23 protein-coding genes and 1 pseudogene are annotated in these 22,552 nt (G+C 42.2%); 18 read left to right on the top strand and 6 right to left on the bottom strand.

The genetic code is table 11. The features are described 5' to 3' along the window. Positions 1 to 12: 12 nt before the first annotated feature. From AC4E92_RS03250 to AC4E92_RS03265, 4 genes are read left to right on the top strand one after another with little or no spacing between them, the layout of a single operon-like run. Positions 13 to 906 carry a LacI family DNA-binding transcriptional regulator gene (locus tag AC4E92_RS03250; protein WP_490239152.1) on the top strand — a complete coding sequence of 298 codons (894 nt, stop codon included), beginning with the start codon at positions 13 to 15 and terminating at the stop codon, positions 904 to 906. Beyond that, positions 903 to 1,727, top strand: coding sequence for a DMT family transporter (locus tag AC4E92_RS03255; RefSeq protein WP_490239153.1), 825 nt, complete (start codon positions 903 to 905; stop codon positions 1,725 to 1,727). The genes AC4E92_RS03250 and AC4E92_RS03255 overlap by 4 nt, the downstream gene beginning before the upstream one ends. A 10-nt stretch (positions 1,728 to 1,737) precedes the next feature. Next, on the top strand, positions 1,738 to 2,238 hold the full coding sequence (locus AC4E92_RS03260; RefSeq protein WP_490239154.1) for a nitroreductase family protein: 501 nt from the start codon (positions 1,738 to 1,740) through the stop codon (positions 2,236 to 2,238). Between the two features lie 3 nt (positions 2,239 to 2,241). After that, complete coding sequence (locus AC4E92_RS03265; RefSeq protein WP_490239155.1) at positions 2,242 to 3,099, top strand: pseudouridine-5'-phosphate glycosidase; 858 nt, start codon at positions 2,242 to 2,244, stop codon at positions 3,097 to 3,099. 9 nt (positions 3,100 to 3,108) lie between these two features. On the opposite strand, the gene pyk is transcribed toward AC4E92_RS03265, so the two are convergent. Both pyk and pfkA read right to left on the bottom strand, forming a co-directional pair. Further along, positions 3,109 to 4,527, bottom strand: coding sequence for a pyruvate kinase (gene pyk, locus AC4E92_RS03270; protein ID WP_490239156.1), 1,419 nt, complete (start codon positions 4,525 to 4,527; stop codon positions 3,109 to 3,111). A 9-nt stretch (positions 4,528 to 4,536) separates the two neighbouring features. Then, the gene (pfkA, locus tag AC4E92_RS03275; RefSeq protein ID WP_490239157.1) at positions 4,537 to 5,496 is read right to left on the bottom strand and encodes a 6-phosphofructokinase; all 960 of its coding nucleotides are present in this window, start codon (positions 5,494 to 5,496) and stop codon (positions 4,537 to 4,539) included. Between the two features lie 62 nt (positions 5,497 to 5,558). Here pfkA and AC4E92_RS03280 point away from each other — a divergent pair, with 62 nt between their 5' ends. From AC4E92_RS03280 to gcvPB, 5 genes are read left to right on the top strand one after another with little or no spacing between them, the layout of a single operon-like run. Continuing rightward, on the top strand, positions 5,559 to 5,783 hold the full coding sequence (locus AC4E92_RS03280) for a putative signal transducing protein (RefSeq protein ID WP_490239158.1): 225 nt from the start codon (positions 5,559 to 5,561) through the stop codon (positions 5,781 to 5,783). Then, complete coding sequence (gcvT, locus tag AC4E92_RS03285; protein ID WP_490239159.1) at positions 5,761 to 6,849, top strand: glycine cleavage system aminomethyltransferase GcvT; 1,089 nt, start codon at positions 5,761 to 5,763, stop codon at positions 6,847 to 6,849. The genes AC4E92_RS03280 and gcvT overlap by 23 nt, the downstream gene beginning before the upstream one ends. A gap of 12 nt (positions 6,850 to 6,861) precedes the next feature. Beyond that, a complete protein-coding gene (gcvH, locus tag AC4E92_RS03290; protein ID WP_490239160.1) occupies positions 6,862 to 7,233 on the top strand; it encodes a glycine cleavage system protein GcvH in 372 nt (123 codons plus the stop codon). Next, positions 7,233 to 8,564, top strand: a complete 1,332-nt coding sequence (gene gcvPA / locus AC4E92_RS03295) for an aminomethyl-transferring glycine dehydrogenase subunit GcvPA (RefSeq protein ID WP_490239161.1) — start codon at positions 7,233 to 7,235, stop codon at positions 8,562 to 8,564. The genes gcvH and gcvPA overlap by 1 nt, the downstream gene beginning before the upstream one ends. After that, positions 8,561 to 10,000, top strand: a complete 1,440-nt coding sequence (gene gcvPB / locus AC4E92_RS03300; RefSeq protein WP_490239162.1) for an aminomethyl-transferring glycine dehydrogenase subunit GcvPB — start codon at positions 8,561 to 8,563, stop codon at positions 9,998 to 10,000. The genes gcvPA and gcvPB overlap by 4 nt, the downstream gene beginning before the upstream one ends. Positions 10,001 to 10,030: 30 nt before the next feature. On the opposite strand, the gene AC4E92_RS03305 is transcribed toward gcvPB, so the two are convergent. Then, positions 10,031 to 11,398 (bottom strand): hypothetical protein, encoded by a 1,368-nt coding sequence (locus AC4E92_RS03305; RefSeq protein ID WP_490239163.1) that lies wholly within the window; start codon positions 11,396 to 11,398, stop codon positions 10,031 to 10,033. A gap of 84 nt (positions 11,399 to 11,482) precedes the next feature. On the opposite strand from AC4E92_RS03305, the gene AC4E92_RS03310 reads away from it, so the two are divergent. Genes AC4E92_RS03310 through AC4E92_RS03320 form a run of 3 tightly spaced genes read left to right on the top strand, consistent with a single transcriptional unit; the run spans position 11,483 to position 13,417 of the window. Then, a complete protein-coding gene (locus AC4E92_RS03310) occupies positions 11,483 to 12,145 on the top strand; it encodes an HAD family hydrolase (RefSeq protein ID WP_490239164.1) in 663 nt (220 codons plus the stop codon). Continuing rightward, a complete protein-coding gene (locus AC4E92_RS03315) occupies positions 12,123 to 12,857 on the top strand; it encodes a DUF4234 domain-containing protein (RefSeq protein WP_490239165.1) in 735 nt (244 codons plus the stop codon). Before AC4E92_RS03310 ends, AC4E92_RS03315 begins: the two co-directional genes overlap by 23 nt. 5 nt (positions 12,858 to 12,862) lie before the next feature. Continuing rightward, positions 12,863 to 13,417, top strand: coding sequence for a 5' nucleotidase, NT5C type (locus AC4E92_RS03320; protein ID WP_490239186.1), 555 nt, complete (start codon positions 12,863 to 12,865; stop codon positions 13,415 to 13,417). Positions 13,418 to 13,621: 204 nt separating this feature from the next. On the opposite strand, the gene pfp is transcribed toward AC4E92_RS03320, so the two are convergent. Further along, the gene (gene pfp, locus AC4E92_RS03325; RefSeq protein ID WP_490239166.1) at positions 13,622 to 14,884 is read right to left on the bottom strand and encodes a diphosphate--fructose-6-phosphate 1-phosphotransferase; all 1,263 of its coding nucleotides are present in this window, start codon (positions 14,882 to 14,884) and stop codon (positions 13,622 to 13,624) included. A 422-nt stretch (positions 14,885 to 15,306) separates the two neighbouring features. On the opposite strand from pfp, the gene dapD reads away from it, so the two are divergent. Both dapD and AC4E92_RS03335 read left to right on the top strand, forming a co-directional pair. Next, positions 15,307 to 16,041, top strand: a complete 735-nt coding sequence (gene dapD / locus AC4E92_RS03330) for a 2,3,4,5-tetrahydropyridine-2,6-dicarboxylate N-acetyltransferase (protein WP_490239187.1) — start codon at positions 15,307 to 15,309, stop codon at positions 16,039 to 16,041. After that, positions 16,038 to 17,219 carry an aspartate aminotransferase family protein gene (locus tag AC4E92_RS03335; protein WP_490239167.1) on the top strand — a complete coding sequence of 394 codons (1,182 nt, stop codon included), beginning with the start codon at positions 16,038 to 16,040 and terminating at the stop codon, positions 17,217 to 17,219. Before dapD ends, AC4E92_RS03335 begins: the two co-directional genes overlap by 4 nt. Positions 17,220 to 17,271: 52 nt before the next feature. Here the strand turns inward: AC4E92_RS03335 and AC4E92_RS03340 are convergent, their stop codons facing one another. Continuing rightward, positions 17,272 to 18,516 carry an RNA-guided endonuclease TnpB family protein gene (locus AC4E92_RS03340; protein WP_490239168.1) on the bottom strand — a complete coding sequence of 415 codons (1,245 nt, stop codon included), beginning with the start codon at positions 18,514 to 18,516 and terminating at the stop codon, positions 17,272 to 17,274. Further along, positions 18,500 to 18,598: pseudogene (locus tag AC4E92_RS03345) on the bottom strand (IS200/IS605 family transposase); the annotation flags it as partial. The pseudogene AC4E92_RS03345 and the gene AC4E92_RS03340, both read right to left, overlap by 17 nt. Positions 18,599 to 18,686: 88 nt before the next feature. On the opposite strand from AC4E92_RS03345, the gene AC4E92_RS03350 reads away from it, so the two are divergent. Genes AC4E92_RS03350 through sdaAB form a run of 4 tightly spaced genes read left to right on the top strand, consistent with a single transcriptional unit; the run spans position 18,687 to position 22,550 of the window. After that, positions 18,687 to 18,869: a hypothetical protein gene (locus tag AC4E92_RS03350; RefSeq protein WP_490239169.1), complete on the top strand. Its 183-nt coding sequence runs from the start codon at positions 18,687 to 18,689 to the stop codon at positions 18,867 to 18,869. 48 nt (positions 18,870 to 18,917) lie between these two features. Continuing rightward, positions 18,918 to 20,864 carry a sodium-translocating pyrophosphatase gene (locus AC4E92_RS03355; RefSeq protein WP_490239170.1) on the top strand — a complete coding sequence of 649 codons (1,947 nt, stop codon included), beginning with the start codon at positions 18,918 to 18,920 and terminating at the stop codon, positions 20,862 to 20,864. Between the two features lie 4 nt (positions 20,865 to 20,868). Beyond that, positions 20,869 to 21,879, top strand: a complete 1,011-nt coding sequence (locus tag AC4E92_RS03360) for a 6-phosphofructokinase (RefSeq protein WP_490239171.1) — start codon at positions 20,869 to 20,871, stop codon at positions 21,877 to 21,879. A 14-nt stretch (positions 21,880 to 21,893) separates the two neighbouring features. Continuing rightward, positions 21,894 to 22,550 carry an L-serine ammonia-lyase, iron-sulfur-dependent subunit beta gene (gene sdaAB / locus AC4E92_RS03365; protein WP_490239172.1) on the top strand — a complete coding sequence of 219 codons (657 nt, stop codon included), beginning with the start codon at positions 21,894 to 21,896 and terminating at the stop codon, positions 22,548 to 22,550. The last annotated feature ends 2 nt before the right edge of the window (positions 22,551 to 22,552 follow it).

Genomic DNA, 22,552 nt, shown 5'->3' on the forward strand with positions numbered 1-22,552 from the left:
GGGGGGCTTTTTTTGAAGAAGATAACGATCAAAGACATTGCCGATATCGCAGGTGTGTCTATTTCAACGGTATCTCGTGTTCTGAACAAAAAGGGGAATGTTGATCCCCAGCTTAGAGAAAAGGTTTTGCAGGTGATAAAGGACACGGGTTTTCAGCCGAGCAGTTTTGCCCGTTCCTTTAGAAAAAATTCCGTGCAGGTTGATGTGGTACTCGATAAATGGGAAGAGCAGTATTTGAGAGTGCTGTATGGACTGGTTCAGAGCCTGTGGAATGAGCAGATCTCAACCAGTATTAAGACAGATTTGAACAATCTGGGTGATGTCGTCGTTGCAATTGGTGAAGAATTCGATGTTAGATTTAATACCTCAATGATGATTGGTCAAGAATCATCATCCTGTTCGGTTATCTTTGATTATTTTTCAACGATCGATCTTTTGATAAAAGATTTGCTCAAAAAAGGTGTAAAGAGATTTGCATTTTTGTGTGAGAACCTGTCCAATTACAGAGCTTGTAAACTGTACAGTACATTTATGAAAGCCATGTTTCAGCACAGGATTGACTCTTACGATGTAAAGGTACTCAATTCGAAAAGTCCTTATGATGCCATCATGGAATTGACAGTCCTGCCGGATACGATTTTTTGTAGCAAAGACGACATAGCAGCGGGTGTAATAAGGGTTTTGAAAAACGAAGGTGTAAAGATACCACAGCAGGTTTCAGTTGTTGGATATGGAAATTTTGCCTTTGGAAGTCTTTTAGAACCAGCGCTGAGCAGTGTGGAGTACATGAACGAGGAGACTGGAAAAATCTGCGGTCAGTACTTGATCAAAATGATCAGAGGCGAGCAGGTGCCTGAAAGGATAATTCTGAGCACGAGACTGGTAAAAAGAGAGAGTGTTTTATGAAAAAAGCTGTATTTTTGCTGTTGATCGTCACGTTCATATGGGGTTTAACTTTTCCCATACAAAAAATTGCGCTGCAAGGAATTAACCCGTTTTTCTACAATTTTTTGAGATTTCTGGTCGCATTCCTTTTAACCATTGTCTTTTTCAGAAAAAAGCCTTCCTGGAGAAAAGGACTGATTTTAGGTTTTTTCCTGGCTGTTGCATACGCAACTCAAACAAGTGGCTTGAAAATAACAAGCTCGACCAAGAGTGGATTTATAACCTCCCTTTATATACCATTTGTGCCATTTTTTTCATACTTCATAGAGAAAAGCAAACCGACTCTGTCCCAGGTGATTTCTTTTCTGATTTCCGTTGTTGGGCTTTACATGCTCAACGATCCATCGAAAGATCCTTTCAACGTCGGTGATCTTTTAACGTTGATCTGTGCCGTGGCTTTTTCAATTCATGTGGTTCTGATAACTCATTTTACAAAAGCCAAAGATGATGAGATATCTCTCCTTGCACCGCAGTTTTTGCTGACAGCTCTTATAAATTTTGTATTGAGCCCGATTGGTGGTGATTTGAAAATCAACGCCGCAGCAACTTATGCGCTCATGTTCACGGCATTCTTTGCTACGATCTTTGCGGTCTGGGTGCAACTCAAGTTTCAAAAGCATGTTGGTTCAAATATTTCTGCTTTGATATACGTTGGAGAACCGGTTTTCGCGGCTTTGTTTTCGTTTTTGATGCTATCTGAAAAAATGTCTCTGGTTCAGTTTATCGGTATGATCTTGCTGATTTTTGCCATGATTGTAGGAGTTATCAGAAAAGCCAGTTGAGGTGATTTTGATGAGCGTTATTTACCAAAGAAGGAGTATCAGAAAATATCAGGACAGAGAAGTTGAAGATGAGCTTGTTTTAGAGATCATAAAAGCGGCAATGTACGCACCATCTGCCGGTAACGAACAGCCCTGGCATTTTATCGTGATAAAAAACAGAGAAATAAAACAAAAGATCGCTCAAATACATCCCTATGCGAAGATGCTTTTGAAAGCACCAGTGGCTGTTGTTGTTTGTGCCGATCTGAATCTGATCAAATACGGTGATTTCTGGGTTCAGGATTGTTCTGCAGCCACACAGAACATGCTTTTAAGAGCGACTGAACTTGGACTTGGCACTGTGTGGTGTGGTATTTATCCTGATCAGGAAAGGGTGAAGGGCTTGGGAACATTGCTGAACCTGCCTGATCATGTGGTAGCTTTCTCGCTGGTCTGTGTCGGATATCCAGCCGAAAAGCCTGAGCCTGTTGACAGGTTCAAAAAAGATCGTATACATTTTGAAAGGTGGTAGAGCATGTTCGAAAAAAAGATCGCCCTTGAATCCACGGTTATTGCACACGGTTTGCCAAAACCGGTCAATATAAAAGTGGCACTCGAACTCGAACAAATAGTAAGGCAAAACGACTGCACACCGTGTACTGTTGGCATCATCGATGGTCAGATCAAGGTCGGTTTGAGCAAAGAAGAGATAATTGAAATCGGTACGAGAAACGATGTGATAAAGGTTGGCACTGCGGAAATACCGGTTGCAGTGGCTCTGAAAAAATCTGCCGCGACGACGGTGAGTGCAACTATGCGTATTGCTCATCTGAATGGGATAAGGGTCTTTGCAACGGGCGGTATAGGAGGTGTTCATTCAACTGAACACTGGGATGTATCACAGGATTTGATGGAACTTGCAAAAACCAGGATGATAGTTGTAAGTGCTGGACCAAAGTCGATTCTGGATCTACAATCGACTGTGGAGATGCTCGAAAGTTTACAGGTTACTGTTGTTGGGTATAGAACAGACAGACTGCCTGCTTTTTACTGCAAATCCACAGATCTGAAGATCACAAAAGTCGATAGTGCAGAACAAATTGCTTCGATTTTTCTGCAAAAAGAAAAACTGGATCTGTCCGGTGCATTGCTCGTCTTCAATCCCATTCCAGAGGATCATGCGATCGAACAGGAAGAGTTTGAAAAATGGCAGCAGATGGCTCAAAGAGATCTTCAAAGATCTGGTATCGAGGGCAAGGATGTCACTCCGTTTTTACTCTCAAGATTAGCCTACTATTCCAATGGGAAAACTGTTCAGAGCAACATTGAGCTTCTCAAAAACAACGTGAAGCTTGCCTGTGATATTGTCAATCAGCTCTGGAAAATGCAGTAGATATCCGCTCTATTCCACAGTGTGCACCTTCAACATGTTAGTTGTGCCCACTACACCGCACGGCGCACCGGAGGTCACAACGACGATATCAGAGCTATCGACGTATCCAAGGGATTTCACTTTTTCAACCGCAACGTGGATCATTATATCCGTCGAGTGGACCTCCGGGACGAGTATTGGAATAACTCCCCACACAATCGAGAGCTGATTGAAGGTATCCTGGTCCGGTGTTGTTGCGATGATCGGACACAGCGGTCTGAAATGAGATACTCTTCGGGCTGTACTTCCAGAAGCGGTCGAGGTTATTATTGCCTTTGCCTTTATTTCTTCAGCCACGTAATAACAGGATTTTGCTATCGCTTCGGAAGGATCTTCAGTCTGTTCAAAATGTCTGTAGGTAGTAATTGTCCTGTTGTCTTTGAGGTGTTTTTCCACGTTTTCGATGATCTTGTTTGCCATCTGGACAACCTGCAACGGGTAATTGCCTACGGCTGTTTCCGATGTGAACAGGATGGCATCAGCCGTGTCGAACACCGCACTTGCTACATCTATCACTTCTGCTCTTGTTGGATATTGATTTTCAACCATCGATCCCAGGATCTGTGTCGCTATGATAACCGGTATTCTGTATTTGGATGCCACCTGTATGATTTTTTTCTGAACAACGGGCAGTTCTTCCAACGAGGTTTCTGCCGCAAGATCCCCCCTTGCAATTATCACTCCATCGCTGTTTTCACAGATCTGGTCGATATCTTCCACTGCCTTTTTGGTTTCTATTTTTGCGATTACTCCGGCACCTGGATTGATCGATTCGATAATTCTCCGTGCTTCTTTCACGTCTTTTGAGTTTTTAACAAACGAGAGGCAGAAAAAGTTGACCGACATTTTTCCACACTCATTTATTATTCTTTTGTCTTCTTCGCTCAATGCGGGAATTGATAGATCAGACTCAGGCAAGTTCACACCACAATTTTTTTTGATCACTCCCGGCACTTCAACAACGCATTCGATCTTTTTGCCGGAGATTTTCGTGACCCTCAGTCTTATTTTTCCATCGTCGATCAATATGGGATCGTCAACTTTGACTTCTTGGGCTAATCTTGGGTAGTCGATACTGATTAGCCCTTTTGTAGATGTCGTTTTTTCTGTCGTTATTGTCACTTTTTCTGCATAAGATAATTCAATGAACTCTTCTTTCTGCTCCCCGGTTCTCAACTTAGAACCGGGCAGATCTACAATGATCGCCACAGGTATGTTCATATCATCTCTGATTTCTTTGACGGTATCTATGATTTTTTTGAGTTTTTCTGTGTCATAGTGAACAGCATTGAGTCTGATACCATTCACACCAGCCTGCAGCAGTTGTTTAATTGTCTGTGGATCTTCTGTTTTTGGACCTATAGTGCATATTATCTTTGATTTTCTCATTCTCTCACCTCAGGAGAGAATGTATGTCAATTGATAAAGCGATAAATCCAGGGTCTTTTTTTCTTTGAGTACATCTTCTATCGGTACAGTGACGATCTTTCCAAATTGCAGAGCTGTCATAACACAGCTTTTTTTCTCAAGGAGTGCTTTAACAGCCTCTGCACCCATTCGGGTTGCCAGTAGCCTGTCAAATGCCGTTGGGCTTCCGCCGCGCTGTATGTGACCAAGTATCGATATTCGTGTTTCATATCCGATTTTGTCCTGAAGGTTCTTTGCCACATTGAGAGCTCCTCCGGCGCCTTCTGCGACCACTATGATGCAGTTTATTTTTCCCCTTTTTCTTTCTTCAAGCAATCTTGCGGCTAATTTGTCCCAATCTATGGGTATCTCGGGTACGATTGCAGCTTCTGCACCTGTTGCAAGTGCGGCATTGAGAGCGATATAACCGGAAGACCTTCCCATCACTTCAACGATGAACGCCCGTTCATGTGAAGTTGCAGTGTCTTTCAGCTTTTGAATGGCTTCAACAACTGTATTTAAGCACGTATCCACACCCACGCACATGTCGGTTTGTGATATATCGTTGTCTATGGTACCGGGTATTCCAACAACTGGTATGTGATGCTCCTGGTACAGAAGTTTTGCACCCGTTAAGCTCCCTTCACCACCTATAACGACCAGTCCTTCTATGCCAGCAGCTTTTAACTGCTCAGCAGCCTTTTCCCTGCCTTCTTTTGTGTAGAACTCACCGCATCTGCTTGTTCTGAGAATCGTTCCACCTCTTTCCATGATACCTGCGACATCTGGAAAATGCATTTCCCTGAACGCACCGTCTATCAGTCCGCAATAGCCTCTTTCTATTCCGATGACTCTCAGGTCATTTCTCACTGCGAATCTCACAACGGCTCTGATAGCCGCGTTCATACCCGGTGAATCTCCACCACTTGTTAACACACCTATGGTTTTCACTTTTTGTCACCTCCTGGTGTAAAATCGATACTGGATTGATTATACAACGGGAGGAAGTTACCTTGTGGAAGGTCCTGATACAGGAAATTGATTTGACAACGGCAAATATTGTAAAATCTCTGCTTCAGGAAAATGGTATACAGGTCCTGATCAAACCGGGTAGTTTTGATCCGGTCATCTTCGGTCAGGGTGGGCTGGTTCAGATAATGGTCATGGAAGATGATCTGCAAAAAGCTCAACAGATAATTAAGGAGGCGCTTAGAAGTGAAGAGAACACCTCTTTATGAGAATCACATTTCTTTAAAAGCAAAAATGGTTGATTTTGCGGGCTGGGAGATGCCTCTTCAGTATGAAGGTATTACCAGCGAGGTCATGAATGTGAGAAAAAACGTTGGAATTTTCGATGTTTCTCACATGGGTGAAATCGTCGTTGAAGGAGAAGACACTGTGAGATTTGTTGACCATCTGCTTACAAATTCTTTTGGGTCTTTAAAGGTTGGTCAGGTGATGTACACAACCATGTGCAATGAAAAAGGCGGAATCATAGACGATCTACTTGCTTACAGATTGGGTGAAAAGCGGGCGATGCTCGTTGTGAATGCAGCCAATACAGATAAAGATTTCAAATGGATTGTTGAAAAATCAGCCGGCTTTGACGTGAAAGTCACCGACCTTTCAATGGAATACGGACTCATAGCAGTTCAGGGACCGATGAGCGAGCAATTTTTGAGAAAGTTTTCGCCGGACATCGTTAGTCTATCCTATTACACCTTTGGTAGCTATACGATCTTTGGCAAGTACTGTATCATTTCCAGAACAGGCTACACCGGTGAGGATGGTTTTGAAATATACTGCAGATGGAATGACACTCCATTCATATGGAATGAATTGCTCTTACGCGGAGAAGATCTGAACGTTAAGCCGGCAGGGCTTGGTGCCAGAGATATCTGCAGACTCGAAGCTTCGTATATGCTTTACGGTAATGACATGGACGATAGTGTAACCCCATTGGAGGCAGGGCTTTCATGGGTTGTGAAGTTTGATAAGGATTTCATAGGTAAAGATAGTCTTTTGAAGCAAAAAGAGGAAGGCTTGAGAAGAAGAATAAGGGGCTTGGAAATTCTGGACAAGAGAATCGCAAGACATGGTATGGAAGTTTTCAAAGACGGAGAAAAAGTAGGTGTGATAACAAGTGGTGGCTTTTCACCTACTCTGAGCAAATCGATAGCACTTGCCATGCTTGACAATCGGATGAAACTTTCAGACGAGGTCGAAGTTGACATAAGAGGAGTGAGGGTGAAGGCAAGGGTTGTGAAATTACCTTTCTATAGAGGATCGGTAAAAACTTCATAGGAGGTGTAAGGAATGAAAAAGTACGCAAAAACCCATGAATGGGTTGTGGTTGATGGAAAGATCGCGACGGTAGGAATAACCAACTTTGCACAGGACAAACTCGGAGATGTGGTTTACGTTGATCTACCGCAGATTGGAAAGGTTGTGAAAAAAGGAGATTCGTTCATGAGTATCGAGTCTGTAAAAGCGGCAAGTGATATCTACGCACCGGTTAGTGGCAAGATAATCGAAGTGAACGAAAAGCTCAATGACCAGCCAGAACTTGTGAATAAAGATCCTGAAGGTAAAGGATGGCTTGTCAAAATCGAAATGAGCGACGAAAAGGAACTCAACCAACTTCTCGATGAGGAGGCTTACAAAAAGTTGTGCAAGGAGGAAGGATAATGCATCCTTATATTCCTCATACAGATGAAGAGATTCAAAAGATGCTGCACACGATTGGTGTGCAGCGTATTGATGATCTGTATAAAGATGTTCCGATAACTGTTAAAGAGTTGAATATCCCGGATGGTCTTGATGAATTCACTGTTGTTTCTTTGCTCAAATCCCTTGCTGATCAGAATAAGGTTATAGAGGAATCGAAAATTTTCATGGGTGCCGGTATATACGCACATTACATTCCTCAGGTGGTGAAGTCACTCGCTTCAAGACCGGAGTTTGTGACCGCGTACACACCTTACCAGGCAGAGGTTTCTCAGGGCACTCTTCAGGCTTTATTCGAGTATCAGACGATGATCTGTGAGCTGACGGGTATGGAAGTTGCGAATTCTTCGATGTATGATGGAGCATCTGCTCTTGCAGAAGCCATTTTGATGGCTCACAGAATAAACGGCAGGCACAGGGTTTTGATAAGCAAAGCCGTTCATCCAGAATATTTTCAAACCAGTCTCACCTACGCATCTGCTCAAAAACTCGTTTTTGAGAAAATACCGCTTGACAATTCTGGCAGGACAAACGTAGATGCTCTGAAAAAACTGGTCAATGATGACACCTGTACTGTTGTAGTTCAGTATCCAAATTTCTTTGGAATAATAGAAGATCTCAAACTGATCAAGGAGAACATAAAAGATGCTGTTTTTATTGTTGTAGCTGAGCCTTTTTCTCTGTCAGTACTCGAACCACCTTCGTCTTTTGGCGCGGATATCGTCGTTGGAGATGGACAACCTCTTGGTATCTGTATGAACTACGGAGGTCCAACGGTGGGTTTCTTGGCAACACTTGAAAAGCACGTTCGAAAAATGCCCGGTAGGTTGATAGGTGAAACAACAGATGTTGATGGCAACAAGGGTTATGTGATGATTCTTCAAACAAGAGAACAGCATATCAGAAGGGAAAAAGCCACATCTAATATCTGTACCAACCACGCTCTGATGGCTGTTACCAATGCCATATTCATGAGCATAATGGGTCCGGATGGTCTAAGGCAGGTGGCACAGCAAAGTTATTCAAACGCACATTATTTCGCAGATAAGTTAAAACAAAAGGGCTTCAGGTTGTTGTTTGACGGTCCATTTTTCAACGAGTTTGCTGTCAGATTCACACAGGATTATGACTCAAGATGGAGAAAGATCTTTGAATATGGAATACTTGGACCGCTTCCGCTGGGCTGGTACTTTGAAGAATACAGCGACTGTGGTCTTGCCTGCGCAACAGAGGTTAATACAAGGCAGAGTATTGATAGCTTTGTGGAACTTTTGGGGCGTGATGAGTTATGACGATATTTGAAAAATCAGTTGCTGGTAGAAAAGGATTCAGACTGCCGAAGTCGGATATCGAGAAAAGAGAGTACGATTTTGAAGATCATTTGATAAGGAAGAAATCTTTGAATTTGCCTGAGCTTTCTGAACCAGATGTGGTCAGACATTACACAGAACTGGCAGGCAAGAATTACTCAGTTGATAAAGGATTTTATCCACTCGGTTCGTGCACTATGAAGTACAATCCGAAGGTAAACGAATATGTGGCATCTGTCGATGGTTTTACGCAGATACACCCTTACCAGCCATGGGAATTCACACAGGGGTCACTCAGGTTGATGTTTGAACTCAAAAAACTGCTGTGTGAGATCACAGGGATGGATGAAATGACATTGCAGCCTGCCGCTGGTGCACATGGAGAACTTACAGGTATGTTGATTGCAAGGGCATATCATCTGGCTAAGAACGACACAAAAAGGCATATAGCACTTGTCCCTGATTCGGCACACGGGACAAATCCTGCTTCTGCTGCGATGGCTGGGTTTGATGTCGTAGAACTGAAATCAACTGAAGATGGTCTGGTCGATCTTGAAGAACTCAAAAACCATCTAAACGATGAAGTTGCTGTTTTGATGCTGACAAACCCAAATACGCTGGGATTGTTTGAAAAAGACATCTTGAAAATTGCGCAGATGGTTCATGACGCAGGTGCACTGCTGTACTATGATGGTGCAAATCTCAACGCAATCATGGGAAGAGTAAGACCCGGTGACACAGGTTTTGATATAGTCCATCTCAATCTCCACAAAACTTTCTCCGCACCACATGGTATGGGTGGACCTGGAAGTGGACCTGTTGGTGTGAAAAAATTTCTTGAAGAATTCCTGCCAGTACCAGTTATTAGAAAGAAAGACGACACTTACTATCCAGACTTCGACGTACCAAAGAGTATAGGAAGAGTGAGGAGTTTTTATGGTAACTTTTCTGTACTCGTGAAAGCATACACCTATATACTGATGATGGGAAAGGATGGACTTACTCATGCATCACAGATGGCTGTCTTGAACGCAAATTACCTGAGAACATTGATCTCAAAATTTTTGAAAATTGCTTCGCCGCGAACTTGCATGCATGAATTTGTGGTTGACGGCAGTGAGTTTGCTAAGCAAACAGGGGTAAAGATCTTGGATGTCGCAAAAAGATTGCTCGATTACGGTATGCACGCTCCAACAGTTTACTTTCCACTGATAGTTCACGAAGCCATGATGATAGAGCCAACCGAGACAGAAAGTAAAGATACTCTTGACAAATTCGCAGAAGTTTTGCAAACAATAGTTCAAGAAGCAAAGACAAATCCGCAAATTGTGAAAAACGCTCCCTGCAAAACCCCGGTAAAAAGGCTCGATGACGTCACAGCGACTAAAAAACCAGTTTACAGATGGAAAATGGATTGAAAAAATAAAAGGGGACTAAAGTCCCCTTTTTTATTCCTGTGGTGCAGAGATCCTATACAGTGGTGAGACAAAGTCTATCGTACCGATAAGCTCGGGTTTTTCATCCACATCGAAGATGTACAGACCATCGTTTGCCGAAACATACGCATACAACCCATTTGTGTAAGCTCTTACCAAAACATCTCTTGCATAACTTGTGCTTTGCCACTGATCAGATGTTGCTATCTCAGTTAGCTCTAAGTTGCCTGATAGGTCATTAAAATCAAAGCTCACAATTCCACCATTTCCAGCCGCCACAAAGACTCTATCTTTGTAGACTGTTATACCAGCAAAACTCTCTGAAAGCTTTCCAAGTTCAGCACTTGTTGCATAAGGTGTCAAATCATCGTATGCTTCAACGTAAACAGAATTAGAATTTTTTCCCACCAAGAGCACGTAGTTATCTTTCAAGATCATGTCTAATGGTTCGTAGTTCAGGTTGATTTTACCCAAGACATTTAAGGTTCCATCTGTGCCAAGTTTCAGCTTGACAAAAGTGGGTTTGTTATTTTGAAAGCCAGCCAGATAGACTATGTTATCTGAACCGATGGCTATTGCGTTCACCGAAGCCAACCCACCGTACACGGTACTTGTTTTTGAAGTGATGTTGTAGAAAAAGACTCTTTCATCGCTTGAAACTACAAGATAATTCGACTGGCTGAATGTACCAGCTTTGATTCTTTTTGCGTTTGACGGATAATTACCAAAAGACGAAATAGTTTCTGTCTGTGTTTCTTCGCCGGATAAATATTTTGGAAGATTTAAACTTACTATTTTTCCTGATGAATCGACTATATAAGCCCATTCACCAAAAACAACGATCTCTTTTGTACTTGAAATTTGCTGATTAAATGATATTGGATAATGGACATCAAAAGGTCTTGTGATATCGTAAATCAAAAGTCCGTTCGAAGCACCTGCAATGTACAGATAATCCCATACGTTCACAGGTGTTATGGACAATGAAATAGAAAATTCGTACACGTCACTTGGTGTACTCTGGTTTTTAGTATCTTTTGCGACAACTTTCCACTGATAGCTCTTACCAGGTGTCAGGATCGTACTGTACTCAGTTTTCGAAAGTCCCTGGACGGTAGAAGAAAGTGGCTGTCCTTTTTCGGAAAGGTACAGATCATAGGTCAGAGCGTCTCCATCCGGATCTGAACAGCTCCATTTGAATGTGACATAAGCGAACTTTAAAATCTCATTGTTCTGGGGAGAGATCAGTGTTGGTTTGTCTGGAGCTCTGTTTGTCGGAGTTTGACCCCCACCACCGAACCAGTTACCTATTCCAGCACAGCCCTGGAGAAATATCGTCACTATCAGGAAAACCGCTGGCAAGATATACCATTTTTTCATCTTTTAAACCCCCTTTTGGCACATTTTACCAATAGCTGATAAAATTGTACCACAGATGATCGTAATACAGAAAGGAGGATCTGAGTGAAAGCACTGTTAATGGATTATGATGGAACACTTGCACTGGTCGATGAAAGTGAATTTGCCCAGAAATATTTCCAGACACTCAAGAATTTTGTACGGCAGAACTATTCTTTGGATTTTTCAAGTAAAGATATCCTTGAGTGTGTTGAATACATAACCAGATTTGCAGATGGCAGGATCAACAATTACGAGAGATTTTTGGCTTGTTTCAAAAACAAATATGGTTCGTCTGAAAATTACAGGACTATTTTTGATGAGTTTTATCAGAGTGAAAGCTTTGACAGTCTCAAGGTTCTGGTACGACCAAATCCGTGTGCCATGGAACTTTTGAAACATTTCAAACAGAACGGAAAAATACTGGTGCTTGCTACAAATCCCGTTTTTCCAAAAGTGGCTGTGATAAAAAGAATCAACTGGATAGGTCTGAGTGAATCGGATTTTGATCTGATAACACACATGGAAAATTCCTACTTTTGTAAGCCGGATCCAAGGTATTTTTTGCAGATATGTTCTATAATCAAGGTAAAGCCGGATGATTGTCTCATGGTGGGAAATGACGACCTTTTCGACAAAAGTTCTGAAAAAGCCGGTATCAGGTATCTGTCTGTTGAGCAAATTGAGAAGATGGGAGGTGAGCTGGATGAATCCAGTTTTGCTCAGTGAGAAAAAGATTAACAGCAGCTTTGCGATCTTAGCTGTGGTTTTTTCAATCATCGCAGCCCTTGTAGGAGCAATAGGTGTCATCAGTGTTCTAAGGGGTATGCTTGAAGGCGTTTTCAACGGGGGTTTTGGTTATGGACGCGGTTATGCCAGAATGTTTGGAGGCATTTTAACAACGCTGGTTTCTGGTCTTGTTGGTATACTTGCAGCCATCTTCACCCTGATAGTGCTGAACCAGTGGAGCTCCACGTTGAATGAGAACATCCAGAACACGAAGATTTTACTCAGCTATCTCAAACAAAAGGTTGAGCCTGACAAACAGATCAACCTGAGCGTTATTGAAGGACATCTTTCCACACTGAACCTGAACATCTGGGCTTACTGGGTTTATATGGTTTTTTACATCATATCTTTTCTTGTACCAATGGCTTCCTTCGTTTTTTCAATCCTGGCGATTGTTTTTCTGTCGATATACTTGCAGAGTGTTTTCACCGTTGCAAAGAGATTAGAAGAGATAAAAAATGCCATGTATCCGCTTTTGGGGATCTCTTCGCCCATGTTGAGTTATGTAAAGCACAGAAATGTCGGAATTTTCATCGTCTTGACGATCATAACCTTTGGTATCTACTGGTGGTATCTTTTGGTAAAACTCTCTGATGAGATCAACCAGTACATCGATGCAGACCAGAGACTCAGGCAGGTGATTAACCCCTGAAAGTGATGATAGATGTTGATGATGTGCTCACCAATTTCAACAAAGCATTTCTCCAGTTGAGCCATGAGCTTTTTAAAACACCGGATGATGTTCAGATAACAGTATGGGATTTTCACAAATGCGTTCCCGGCTTGAGTTATGAAATGGAGCAGGTTGTGTGGGAAAAGATCAGAGAGACGGAGAATTTTTATGAAACTCTGCCCGTTTATGCTTCGCAGCAAGATCTGTCTTTGTTGAGAAAAATCATTCAAACGGGTAAACATGAGATCATTTTCATTACTTCCCGCTTTCCCACAAAAGGCAGGACCGTTGAAGAGCAAACGATTCTGTGGATAGAAAAACACGTGGGTGTGACACCAAAGGTTTTCGTCACACCAAAAAAAGGACAGCTCTGCAAAGAACTTGGAATAGAACTTGCCTTGGACGACGCTCCACACCATTTGCATGATTTGATAAGCCACGGCATTGAAGCAGTGGTAATGGACTGGTCTTATAACAGACATCTAACAGATCTTCCACGCGTTAAAACCCTTGGCGAATTCATAAAATTAATCGATTAGTCCAAACAAAAGCCATCAAAGATTTTTTCAGAAAGCTGTTGCATTTTTAGAAAAATGGATTATACTCTTGAGTAAGATAGGGGGTGTGAAAATGGCTTGTGCAAAGAACCCTGAACCAAAAAAACCTGAGGAAAAACCAAAGGAAACAAAAAAAGAAAAACCCAAGAAATAACAAAATCCCCCGGCAATATCCGGGGGATTTTTTCATATTTCCGCAACCCACGCGAATTTTTTGAGAAACTCTTCAGTACTCATTTTTGCTGCATTTGCCAGTTTTGTGAGCATATTGGTGTCCTGTAAATCCTTTTTTGTCAATCTTATCATGTAGCTACGTGCTACACGGTAGTGTTCGGAGTTGATATCCACCATGCGCACCTTTGTCCTGCCTGTCGCTGGATCGATGAGTTCTTCGAATGGTAGCACCCTGATTCTTCCATTTTCAACACAGATCATGCCACCAGATAGATGCTTTTCAAAATCTTTGAGAAGGAATCTAATAGCACCATATCCAAGGGTTCTTGTATAGTCGATATCAAACGGGATTGGTCTTGCACATCTCAACTCATATCCAAGAGTGACATCTATTATGTTGATCTTCTCTCCTCTTTGTGCAAAGCGTTTTTGAATTTCACGCTTGAGTATGGTAGCTAAGGGAATCTCGCTCAATCTTATATGTCCGTGCGGATCTCGTTCAACTGTGACACCCGGGATACTTGCCAGTTCCTGCGGGTCTATCATCTCTCCTATACCTTCGGCTATTATCGCAAGACCGTCATTTCTTCCAAGCACACGTCTTTTGAGTATTGTGGTTTCAAGTACATCGCAAACTTGTGCAAGAGTTATTTTTTCTTTTCTGAATTCCTCACCAATCACAGTCAGAGCTGCACTTGCAGCCTTCCCTATGCCAAGTGCCAGATGTCCTGCTTTTCTACCCATTGCAACGACGAAATACCATCTGTTTGTTGTCCTTGAATCCTGCATCAAATTGTACACAAGTTCAGTGCCAAGGTGCCGGGCAGTTTCAAACCCAAATGTTGGCATACCACCGGGTAGAGGCAGATCGTTATCGATTGTTTTTGGAACGTGTGCGACGCGAATCGTACCCTCACTTGCTTTCGATACTGCAGAGGCAGAAAATGCAGTATCATCTCCACCTATTGTCACTAAATAGTTGATCCTCAGTTCTTTGAGGCTCTTAAGGACATTTTGAAGGTCTTCGGTTTTCTTGGTGGGATTTGCCCTCGATGTTCTCAAAATCGATCCGCCTTCGATATGAATTCGTGAGACATCTGAAATGGTTAAATGACGGATCATATCGGTTCTACCATTCATGAGATGTTCAAAGCCGTCGTATATCCCTATCACTTCTAAGCCGTTGTTGATTGCTTCAATTGTGACAGCATTTATGACGCTGTTGATACCGGGCGCCGGACCCCCACCAACAAGTATAGCTACTCTTTCAGCCATTTGCGTACACCCCTTCAAATGAGTTTATTCAACTGATTATAACCCATCTCTTGTTTCACAAAATCGATACATATCAAAACAGTTCCTTTTTGATCGAATTTATTATCTGGATACTTTGATCATGATATTACATGTTAACAATTTCTTCAACAATTCTTATCTATATCTTCAGTCACAGGTCTTGAACAACAATAGTATCATATTGCCAAAAGAAAGGAGATTTTTTGAACATGACAAAAAGTGTTTGTGGACAGATTTCTATAGAAGTTAAGAACGCTAAGAAGTGCAACCGCCCGGTGATCACGCAAGGCGGTGTGCATTTGTTGTAGCACACAGGCTCAAGGGAGAAAAGATCACCGGGCTACCAGAAAGGTAGCCCGGTTTTCTTTTTAAAAGGAGGGATTTAAATGGTCAAGGCTCAAATGACACAGGATCTTACAACCAGTGAAATTATCGAACTAATCAGCAAATCGAAAAAGAAAACTCCAGTGACTGCTTACGTGAAAGGCGATTTTAAAAGAATTGATTTTGGCAATCTTCGTTTTTTTGGAACGCAAGATTTTGGAATAGTCGTCGGTGATTATGAAGAACTCACAAAATTTGTCCAGCAAAACCACCACAAAATCCAGGATATGCACGTTGAAGTACATGCGAGAAACTCAGCCATTGCTCTGGCAGATTTAACAAAATACAACGCACGGATAGAACCGGGGGCTGTTATTCGAGACCTGGTTCAGATTGGTGATGGAGCTGTCATCATGATGGGTGCGGTTATAAACATCGGTGCGGTAATTGGTGAAAAAACTATGATCGATATGAATGCCGTGGTGGGCGGGAGGGCGATCATTGGTAAAAACTGCCATATCGGTGCCGGTGCAGTAATAGCTGGTGTTATAGAACCACCAAGCGCAAAACCCGTTGTTATCGAGGATGATGTGGTGATTGGTGCCAATGCAGTTGTTTTAGAAGGGGTAACGGTATCAAAAGGAGCGGTCGTAGCAGCAGGTGCAGTCGTTATAAATGATGTGGAACCATACACAGTTGTCGCGGGGATCCCGGCAAGGTTCATCAAAAAGGTTGACGAGAAAACCAGGGAAAAAACCAAGATTGTGGAGGCTTTGAGAAATTTACCGACAGAACGGGGGGTGTTCTTGTGAATCATTTATGTGGTGTTTACAAACCTTTTGACCTGCAGATTGATCATGCGCATGGGATTTACCTTTACACAAAAGACGGAAAGAGGTTCATCGACACGTTTTCGGGTATAGGAGTTCTGGCGTTTGGTCATTCTGACAGAGATATTGAAAATGCGATGATCCAGAAAATGAAGCGATACACCCATATCTGTAATTTCTTTCTCGATGAAGACGCAGAAATTGTTGCAGCAAAACTCGTTCAGAGAACAAGAAGAAGGGGAAAAGTTTTCTTTTCAAACTCAGGAACAGAGGCAAATGAAGCGGCATTGAAAGCTGTTAAGAAATTTAAAAAGGGTACAATTGTGGCTTTTGATCAAAATTTTCACGGCAGAACTCTTGGCTCTCTCTCGATAACAGGATTTTCAAATCTCAGAGAACCATTCCTTCCACTTTTACCGGACATAGCATTTTTGCCTCATAACGATCCAGATTCATTCAGAAAATTCGTGGAACAAAACCAGGTAGCAGGTGTTTTTGTTGAGTGTCTCCTTGGTACTGGAGGCTTGAGGTTGATTTCTAACAATATGGCAAAGACTATCATGGAACTGAAGGAAAAATCTGGTTTCCTGCTCGTTGTTGATGAAGTTCAATCTGGACTTGGCAGGACTGGTAGATTCTTCTGTTATGAACACTTTGAACTAAAGCCAGATATCATCACCCTTGCAAAGGCTCTTGGAGGCGGACTTCCGATTGGAGCAACCATCTTCTTAGATGATCTGATGGATGTCTTTCAGTATTCAGAACACGGCTCAACCTTCGCACCAAATCCCATTGCTCTGGCAGGTGCAAATGTCGTGCTGAGTAAGATCAACGATTCACTGATTGCAGAGGTAAGACAAAAAGGTGAATATCTGAAGAATGAACTCAAATTCATAAATAACGGACTCATAAAAGATGTCAGAGGGCTTGGCTTGATGGTTGGTGTGGAAGTTAATGTTGATCCAGAAAAATTAAAACAGGTGGCTTTTAAAAATGGACTTTTGCTGAACACGGTCAGCCGAAATGTTGTACGTTTCTTACCACCCTTGAACATCACTTATCAGGAAATAGATATGATAGTTCAGCTATTTGAAAACTCTATCAAGGAGGTCGACTTTGAACGAAATAGAACTGAGACATCTTTTGCATCAAAAACCTGAACTTGCTTTTCTGGAATATGAGACACAGAGAATCTTGATCGATTACAGTGAACTACCGTCCACCTAAAGAGGAGACGGCTTCCTGCTTCATCGACCAGACTTGCCACCATGGTTTTGTCCATGATGGTAGAGGTCCAATCTCCACAGGCGTAAATTCGGGTGGTTCCCACCCTACTTTGTTTCTTATATACCTATATCCATAATCTCTTAAGTTCTTAGCTGCATTCTCGTCCCTGTCATGAACTTCTCCACATTCAGGACATTTCCATACCCTATCTTTTAATTTCAACTCCTTATAGACATACCCACATTTGCTACACATTTTAGATGATGCAAATGTCCTATCTGCTTCTATTAATTCCCTTCCATACCATTCTGCCTTGTACTTAAGAAAACTTATAAACCTTGACCAACTGCTGTCCAGAACATACTTTGAAAGTTCTGTCCTTGATAACCCTTTTACATTCAAATTCTCAACCACCACAACTTGGTTCTCGTCTATGATGGTTTTCGATAATTTGTGCAAAAAATCTTCTCTTGCATTTCTTACATACTCATACTCTTTGGCAAGTTTTTCTCTCGCTTTCTCCCTATTCTTAGAACCCTTTTTCTTCCTTGATAGTTTTCTCTGTAACTTTTTCAGTCTCTTTTCAGCTTTTATTAGGTATTTTGGATGTTCAATCTTTAAACACTTTGTGTCATTTACAATCGTGGCAAAATTCTTCAACCCAAGATCTATCCCACAAATGAAATTCTGTGGCTCTTTAACTTTATTCCCTTGGTTCTGCTCATCTACAAGTATGCTTACATAATACCTGCCCGCTCTTGTGTTAACAACTGTTGCTGATTTTATTCTCCCTTCAAATCTCCTGTGAAATTCAACTTGTATTCCACTTTTTATCTTCGGCAAATACAAAAGCCCTTTTTCAAAATCTACCTTGATTGTCTCAGTTCCACTTTTGGTCTTCTGATTATTCGTCGTGTATGACTGTTTGTCTTTCTTTCTCTTGAACTTCAAAAGTCCAAAATGTTTTGGATTATTGAAATGATCTCTAAATGCTTTCTCTTGTTGAAGCTGAACATTTGCAAGAGCAAGACTATCTACTTCTTTTAGAAAAGGGTACTGCTCTTTGTACTTTGCTGGAGTTATCATTGGAATCTTCCTACCCTGTCTTAATGCTTCAAGTTTTTCTTCCAGCATCAGGTTCCATACAAATCTGCAACAGCCAAATGTTTTTGCAAAAAACTCTTTTTGGTCTTTATTTGGATATATACGAAACTTATATGCTTTGAGCATTTTTTCTTTCACCTTGGCTTTCGATATACTTTTTAATTACTTCAACTGAAGCTCCACCAGTTGTGATAAGACAATAACTTTGTTATCACCAGCTTTATTATTCAACGAAACGGATTATTTGTCAATCACAATTCATCTTCATCTTGTAGAAGATGGAGACTTCTTGCAAAATGTATGTTAAAACAGGTATTGTAGTTGTGAGAAAAACCTTTGAAGGTCCATATGTGCTGCTCCGTGCTGAAATGGACGGTTTGCCGATCGTTGAACAAAAAACTGTGTTTTTCAAATTCAAAGATGAATTGATTGAAGTGGCAGGCAAACTTTTTTTCGATCTCCTTGCACGGATTGGTTAATTCAGATATCATATAAATATCAGAAAATTTTTCAAGGGGGTGCAGGCTTTGTTCGTGTTGTTCTTAGTAGCTGCAGCTACTATAGCGTACGTGATTTTTTTGACCTTCAAGATCCTGGACAACAGCCCTGGAAATGCACAAACGATTGAGCTCTCACAGATCATTCAAAAAGGTGCAAGATCGTTTTTATTTGCTGAATACTTGGTTTTCTTTCCGGCGGTTTTTGCTCTTGCTTTTCTTCTGTTTGTCTTTCTTGGCTGGATTGTGGCGGTTTCATTTCTCACCGGTGCTGTTTTTTCAACTCTTGCCGGTTTCTTTGGTATGACAATTGCCACTAAATCCAATGCGCGCACGAGCTGGGCTGCGCTGTCTGGTATGACAGCGGCTTTGAGAGTAGCTTTCAGCGGTGGTGCGGTGATGGGACTCACAGTTTCCGCACTTGGCTTGCTCGGTCTTGGGTTTGTTTACGAGCTCACCGGTGATATGACCTGTGTCAGCTATTATTCACTTGGTGCGTCTTTTGTGGCTCTCTTTGCAAGGGTCGGTGGAGGTATATACACAAAAGCCGCCGATGTCGGAGCTGACATAGTCGGCAAGACCGAAGCAAACTTGCCCGAGGACGATCCGAGGAACCCGGCAGTGATAGCAGATAACGTTGGTGACAACGTTGGCGATGTTGCTGGAATGGGTGCCGACTTGTACGAGTCTTATGTCGGATCGATCTTCTCAGCGCTTGCGCTTGCTAGTTTCATGAACAGTGAAAAAGCCACTAAAGCTGTATTGTTCATCGTGATCTGTGGGCTGTCGAGTTCCGTTATCTCTGTAATAGTGACAAATCTCGCCGTGCAGAGGTTCAAACACCCGTCATCGGCACTGAGATTTGGAACAATCCTGTCCAGCATCTTGCTGTTGAGCTTGGTACTGATTTATTCACTCTTTCTGCACTGGATTGAAATCTTTCTTGTGGTTCTCTTTGGGGTTTTTGTTGGGATCAGTGTGGGGTTTTTAACCGAACTTTACACCTCAGGTAAAAAGGTTGCAAACCTTGCAAGATCTGCCACGACAGGACCGTCGAATATATTGATCAGTGGTCTTGCGCTTGGTATGGAATCTACAACGGTTGTTACAATACTCATAGTTGTCGCTATTCTTTTTTCTTACAAACTGCTTGGGCTTTTCGGAGTGGCTCTTTCTGCTGTTGGAATGTTGTCTACGCTTGGTATGAATCTTTCGATTGATGCATACGGTCCTATAGCGGATAACGCCGGTGGAATTGCCCAGATGGCGAAACTCGAGGAAGGTGCGCGACAGGTCACAGATCAGCTTGATGCAGTTGGCAATACCACCGCGGCGATGGGAAAAGGTTTTGCAATAACATCTGCGGCATTGACTTCACTTGCACTTTTTTCCAACTATGCCAATGTCACTCATTTGAGTACCATTGACATAAAAGATCCTTCTCTTTTCACGGGAGCTTTGGTTGGTGCAATGCTTCCATTTTTGTTCTGTGCTCTCACCATGAAGGCGGTGGGAGATGCTGCGGATGAGATGGTTGAAGAGATCAGACGGCAGATCAAAGAAATTCCCGGTCTGGTTTCAGGACAGGCAAAACCTGATTACAACCGCTGTATACAGATTGCGACAAAAGGTGCTCTTAGAAGAATGGTCTTTCCATCTCTGCTTGCGGTTTTAACTCCTGTTTTGAGTTATTTTGTACTGGGTGCTGCTGGAACTGCTGGTGTACTGATTGGTTCAACGGTTTGTGGAGTTATGGTTGCGATTTTCATGGCAAATTCGGGTGGAGCATGGGATAATGCAAAAAAATACATCGAAGAGGGAAATTATGGTGGAAAGGGTTCTATAGCGCACAAAGCTGCGGTGATAGGTGACACCGTTGGAGATCCTCTCAAAGACACATCGGGACCTTCTATAAACATTCTCATCAAGCTCATGGCGATTACATCGGTGGTAATAGCTTCTCTGGCTGGGAGGTAGGTTTATGAAAAGGATAGCTTTATTGTGTGTGGGGAATGACTGCCCGGGATTGAATGCGGCGATCAGGGCATCGGTTGTGAAAGGTTCTGAAATCGGTATTGAGATCTTGGGTGTAAAAGATGGTTTTGAAGGTTTTCTAACCGATAAGATCGATGTTTTGACCAAGTCTTCGGTCTCTGGTATACTGCACCGTGGTGGAACGATTCTTGGTACATCTCTTTTTGTCCCACAGGAAGATGAGGATATTCAAAAAGTCGCAAAAAAATTCGAACAATACTCCATAACCTCTTTGCTCATATTCGGTGGCAGGCTTGGTGTAAAAGCCGCTCTGAGACTTGCCAGAGCGAATATTCCTTCCGTTCTCGTGCCGGCTACCATAGATAATGACTTACCGTTTACAGATTTCTCGATAGGCTTTTTCACGGCGATTGAACATGTGAAAGAAGCGCTTGATATGCTTCATGCGACTGCAGAATCCCATCACAGGGTCATGATAGTCGAGACGATGGGAAAGCCGGGTGGCTGGATAGCAGTCACAGGTGGACTTGCCGGTGGAGCAGATTACGTTGTGACAAACGCCGAATCTTTTGACCCGGATGATCTTATCAGAAAGATCCGTAAACGGTATGAAAGCCAAAAGAGATTCTCAATTGTCGTCGTTGAAAGTGGAACGGTTTTACCCAAGGAAATTTATCAGTTCACTGAAACCGATGAAAAAACACCTGCGGCAGAAGTTGTCGGTATCTACATTGAAAGGCAGTTGAAAGATATCGGGATAGAATGGAGATACACAAATCTTGGATATTTACAGAGGGGTGGAAGCCCCGTCTGTATGGACAGAATAATCGCAACACAGATGTCAACGCGTGCTGTGGAAATGGTCAGATCGGCAAGAGTTTATCATGCACTTGGCATGAGAGGATTGACTGTAACAGAAGTGCCATACTCTGAAACAATGATCAATGTGAAAATAGTGGATGAACAGCTCAGAAATCTGGCAAAACTATTTTACTGATTTGAGGTGAGTCTGTGAATTTTTTGCAGATAATAGGACCGGTTATGGTGGGACCTTCGAGCTCTCACACGCTCGGTGCAATGAGAATTTCGAAATTCGTATATCAAATGCTCGGTCGGATACCAGAACAGGTGAATTTTTTTCTTCATGGGTCCTTTGCCCAGACCTTTAAAGGTCATGGAACTGATAGGGCACTCTTAGCCGGTATAATGGGATTGAGATACGATGATGAGAGAATCAGAGATTCACATCTTCTGGCAAAAGAAAATGGTTTGAAATATTCTTTCACTGCTGTCGATCTTGGTAACGTCCACCCGAACACGGTAAAGGTCAGAGTTCAGACACAGAAAAATCAGCACGAGGTAGAAGGCTGTTCAATCGGTGGTGGAATGATAAAGATCACCAGAATAGACGATGTTGAGTGCGATTTGAGCTGGTCCTATGACACCCTTATAATTGTCAACAAAGATGAGCCAGGTGCTCTATCACAGATTCTGGCAAAGTTAAAGGCGAATATAGCAAATTTGTACCTTAGAAGGATAAATCTGCTTCAGGCAAAAGCCCTGACGATAATAGAGCTCGACTCGCCGCCCCAAGACTTAAACGAACTTTTAAGACTACCTTCTGTTCTTGAGTGTTATTTTGTACCAAAAGACGACTTTTTCGGGTGATG

This window comes from Pseudothermotoga sp. (genome assembly GCF_031962025.1).
In the GTDB taxonomy this organism is placed as follows: domain Bacteria; phylum Thermotogota; class Thermotogae; order Thermotogales; family DSM-5069; genus Pseudothermotoga_B.

Excerpts from the sequence above, each read along its gene's own strand:
- AC4E92_RS03260 (WP_490239154.1), top strand. The coding sequence starts at position 1,738 with ATGAGCGTTATTTACCAAAGAAGGAGTATCAGAAAATATCAGGACAGA.
- AC4E92_RS03340 (WP_490239168.1), bottom strand. The coding sequence starts at position 18,516 with ATGCTCAAAGCATATAAGTTTCGTATATATCCAAATAAAGACCAAAAA.
- AC4E92_RS03360 (WP_490239171.1), top strand. The coding sequence starts at position 20,869 with ATGAAAAGGATAGCTTTATTGTGTGTGGGGAATGACTGCCCGGGATTG.
- AC4E92_RS03305 (WP_490239163.1), bottom strand. The coding sequence starts at position 11,398 with ATGAAAAAATGGTATATCTTGCCAGCGGTTTTCCTGATAGTGACGATA.
- dapD (WP_490239187.1), top strand. The coding sequence starts at position 15,307 with ATGACACAGGATCTTACAACCAGTGAAATTATCGAACTAATCAGCAAA.
- pyk (WP_490239156.1), bottom strand. The coding sequence starts at position 4,527 with ATGAGAAAATCAAAGATAATATGCACTATAGGTCCAAAAACAGAAGAT.
- pfp (WP_490239166.1), bottom strand. The coding sequence starts at position 14,884 with ATGGCTGAAAGAGTAGCTATACTTGTTGGTGGGGGTCCGGCGCCCGGT.
- AC4E92_RS03350 (WP_490239169.1), top strand. The coding sequence starts at position 18,687 with ATGTATGTTAAAACAGGTATTGTAGTTGTGAGAAAAACCTTTGAAGGT.
- AC4E92_RS03255 (WP_490239153.1), top strand. The coding sequence starts at position 903 with ATGAAAAAAGCTGTATTTTTGCTGTTGATCGTCACGTTCATATGGGGT.
- gcvPB (WP_490239162.1), top strand. The coding sequence starts at position 8,561 with ATGACGATATTTGAAAAATCAGTTGCTGGTAGAAAAGGATTCAGACTG.
- gcvH (WP_490239160.1), top strand. The coding sequence starts at position 6,862 with ATGAAAAAGTACGCAAAAACCCATGAATGGGTTGTGGTTGATGGAAAG.
- AC4E92_RS03315 (WP_490239165.1), top strand. The coding sequence starts at position 12,123 with ATGAATCCAGTTTTGCTCAGTGAGAAAAAGATTAACAGCAGCTTTGCG.
- AC4E92_RS03265 (WP_490239155.1), top strand. The coding sequence starts at position 2,242 with ATGTTCGAAAAAAAGATCGCCCTTGAATCCACGGTTATTGCACACGGT.
- AC4E92_RS03320 (WP_490239186.1), top strand. The coding sequence starts at position 12,863 with ATGATAGATGTTGATGATGTGCTCACCAATTTCAACAAAGCATTTCTC.
- gcvPA (WP_490239161.1), top strand. The coding sequence starts at position 7,233 with ATGCATCCTTATATTCCTCATACAGATGAAGAGATTCAAAAGATGCTG.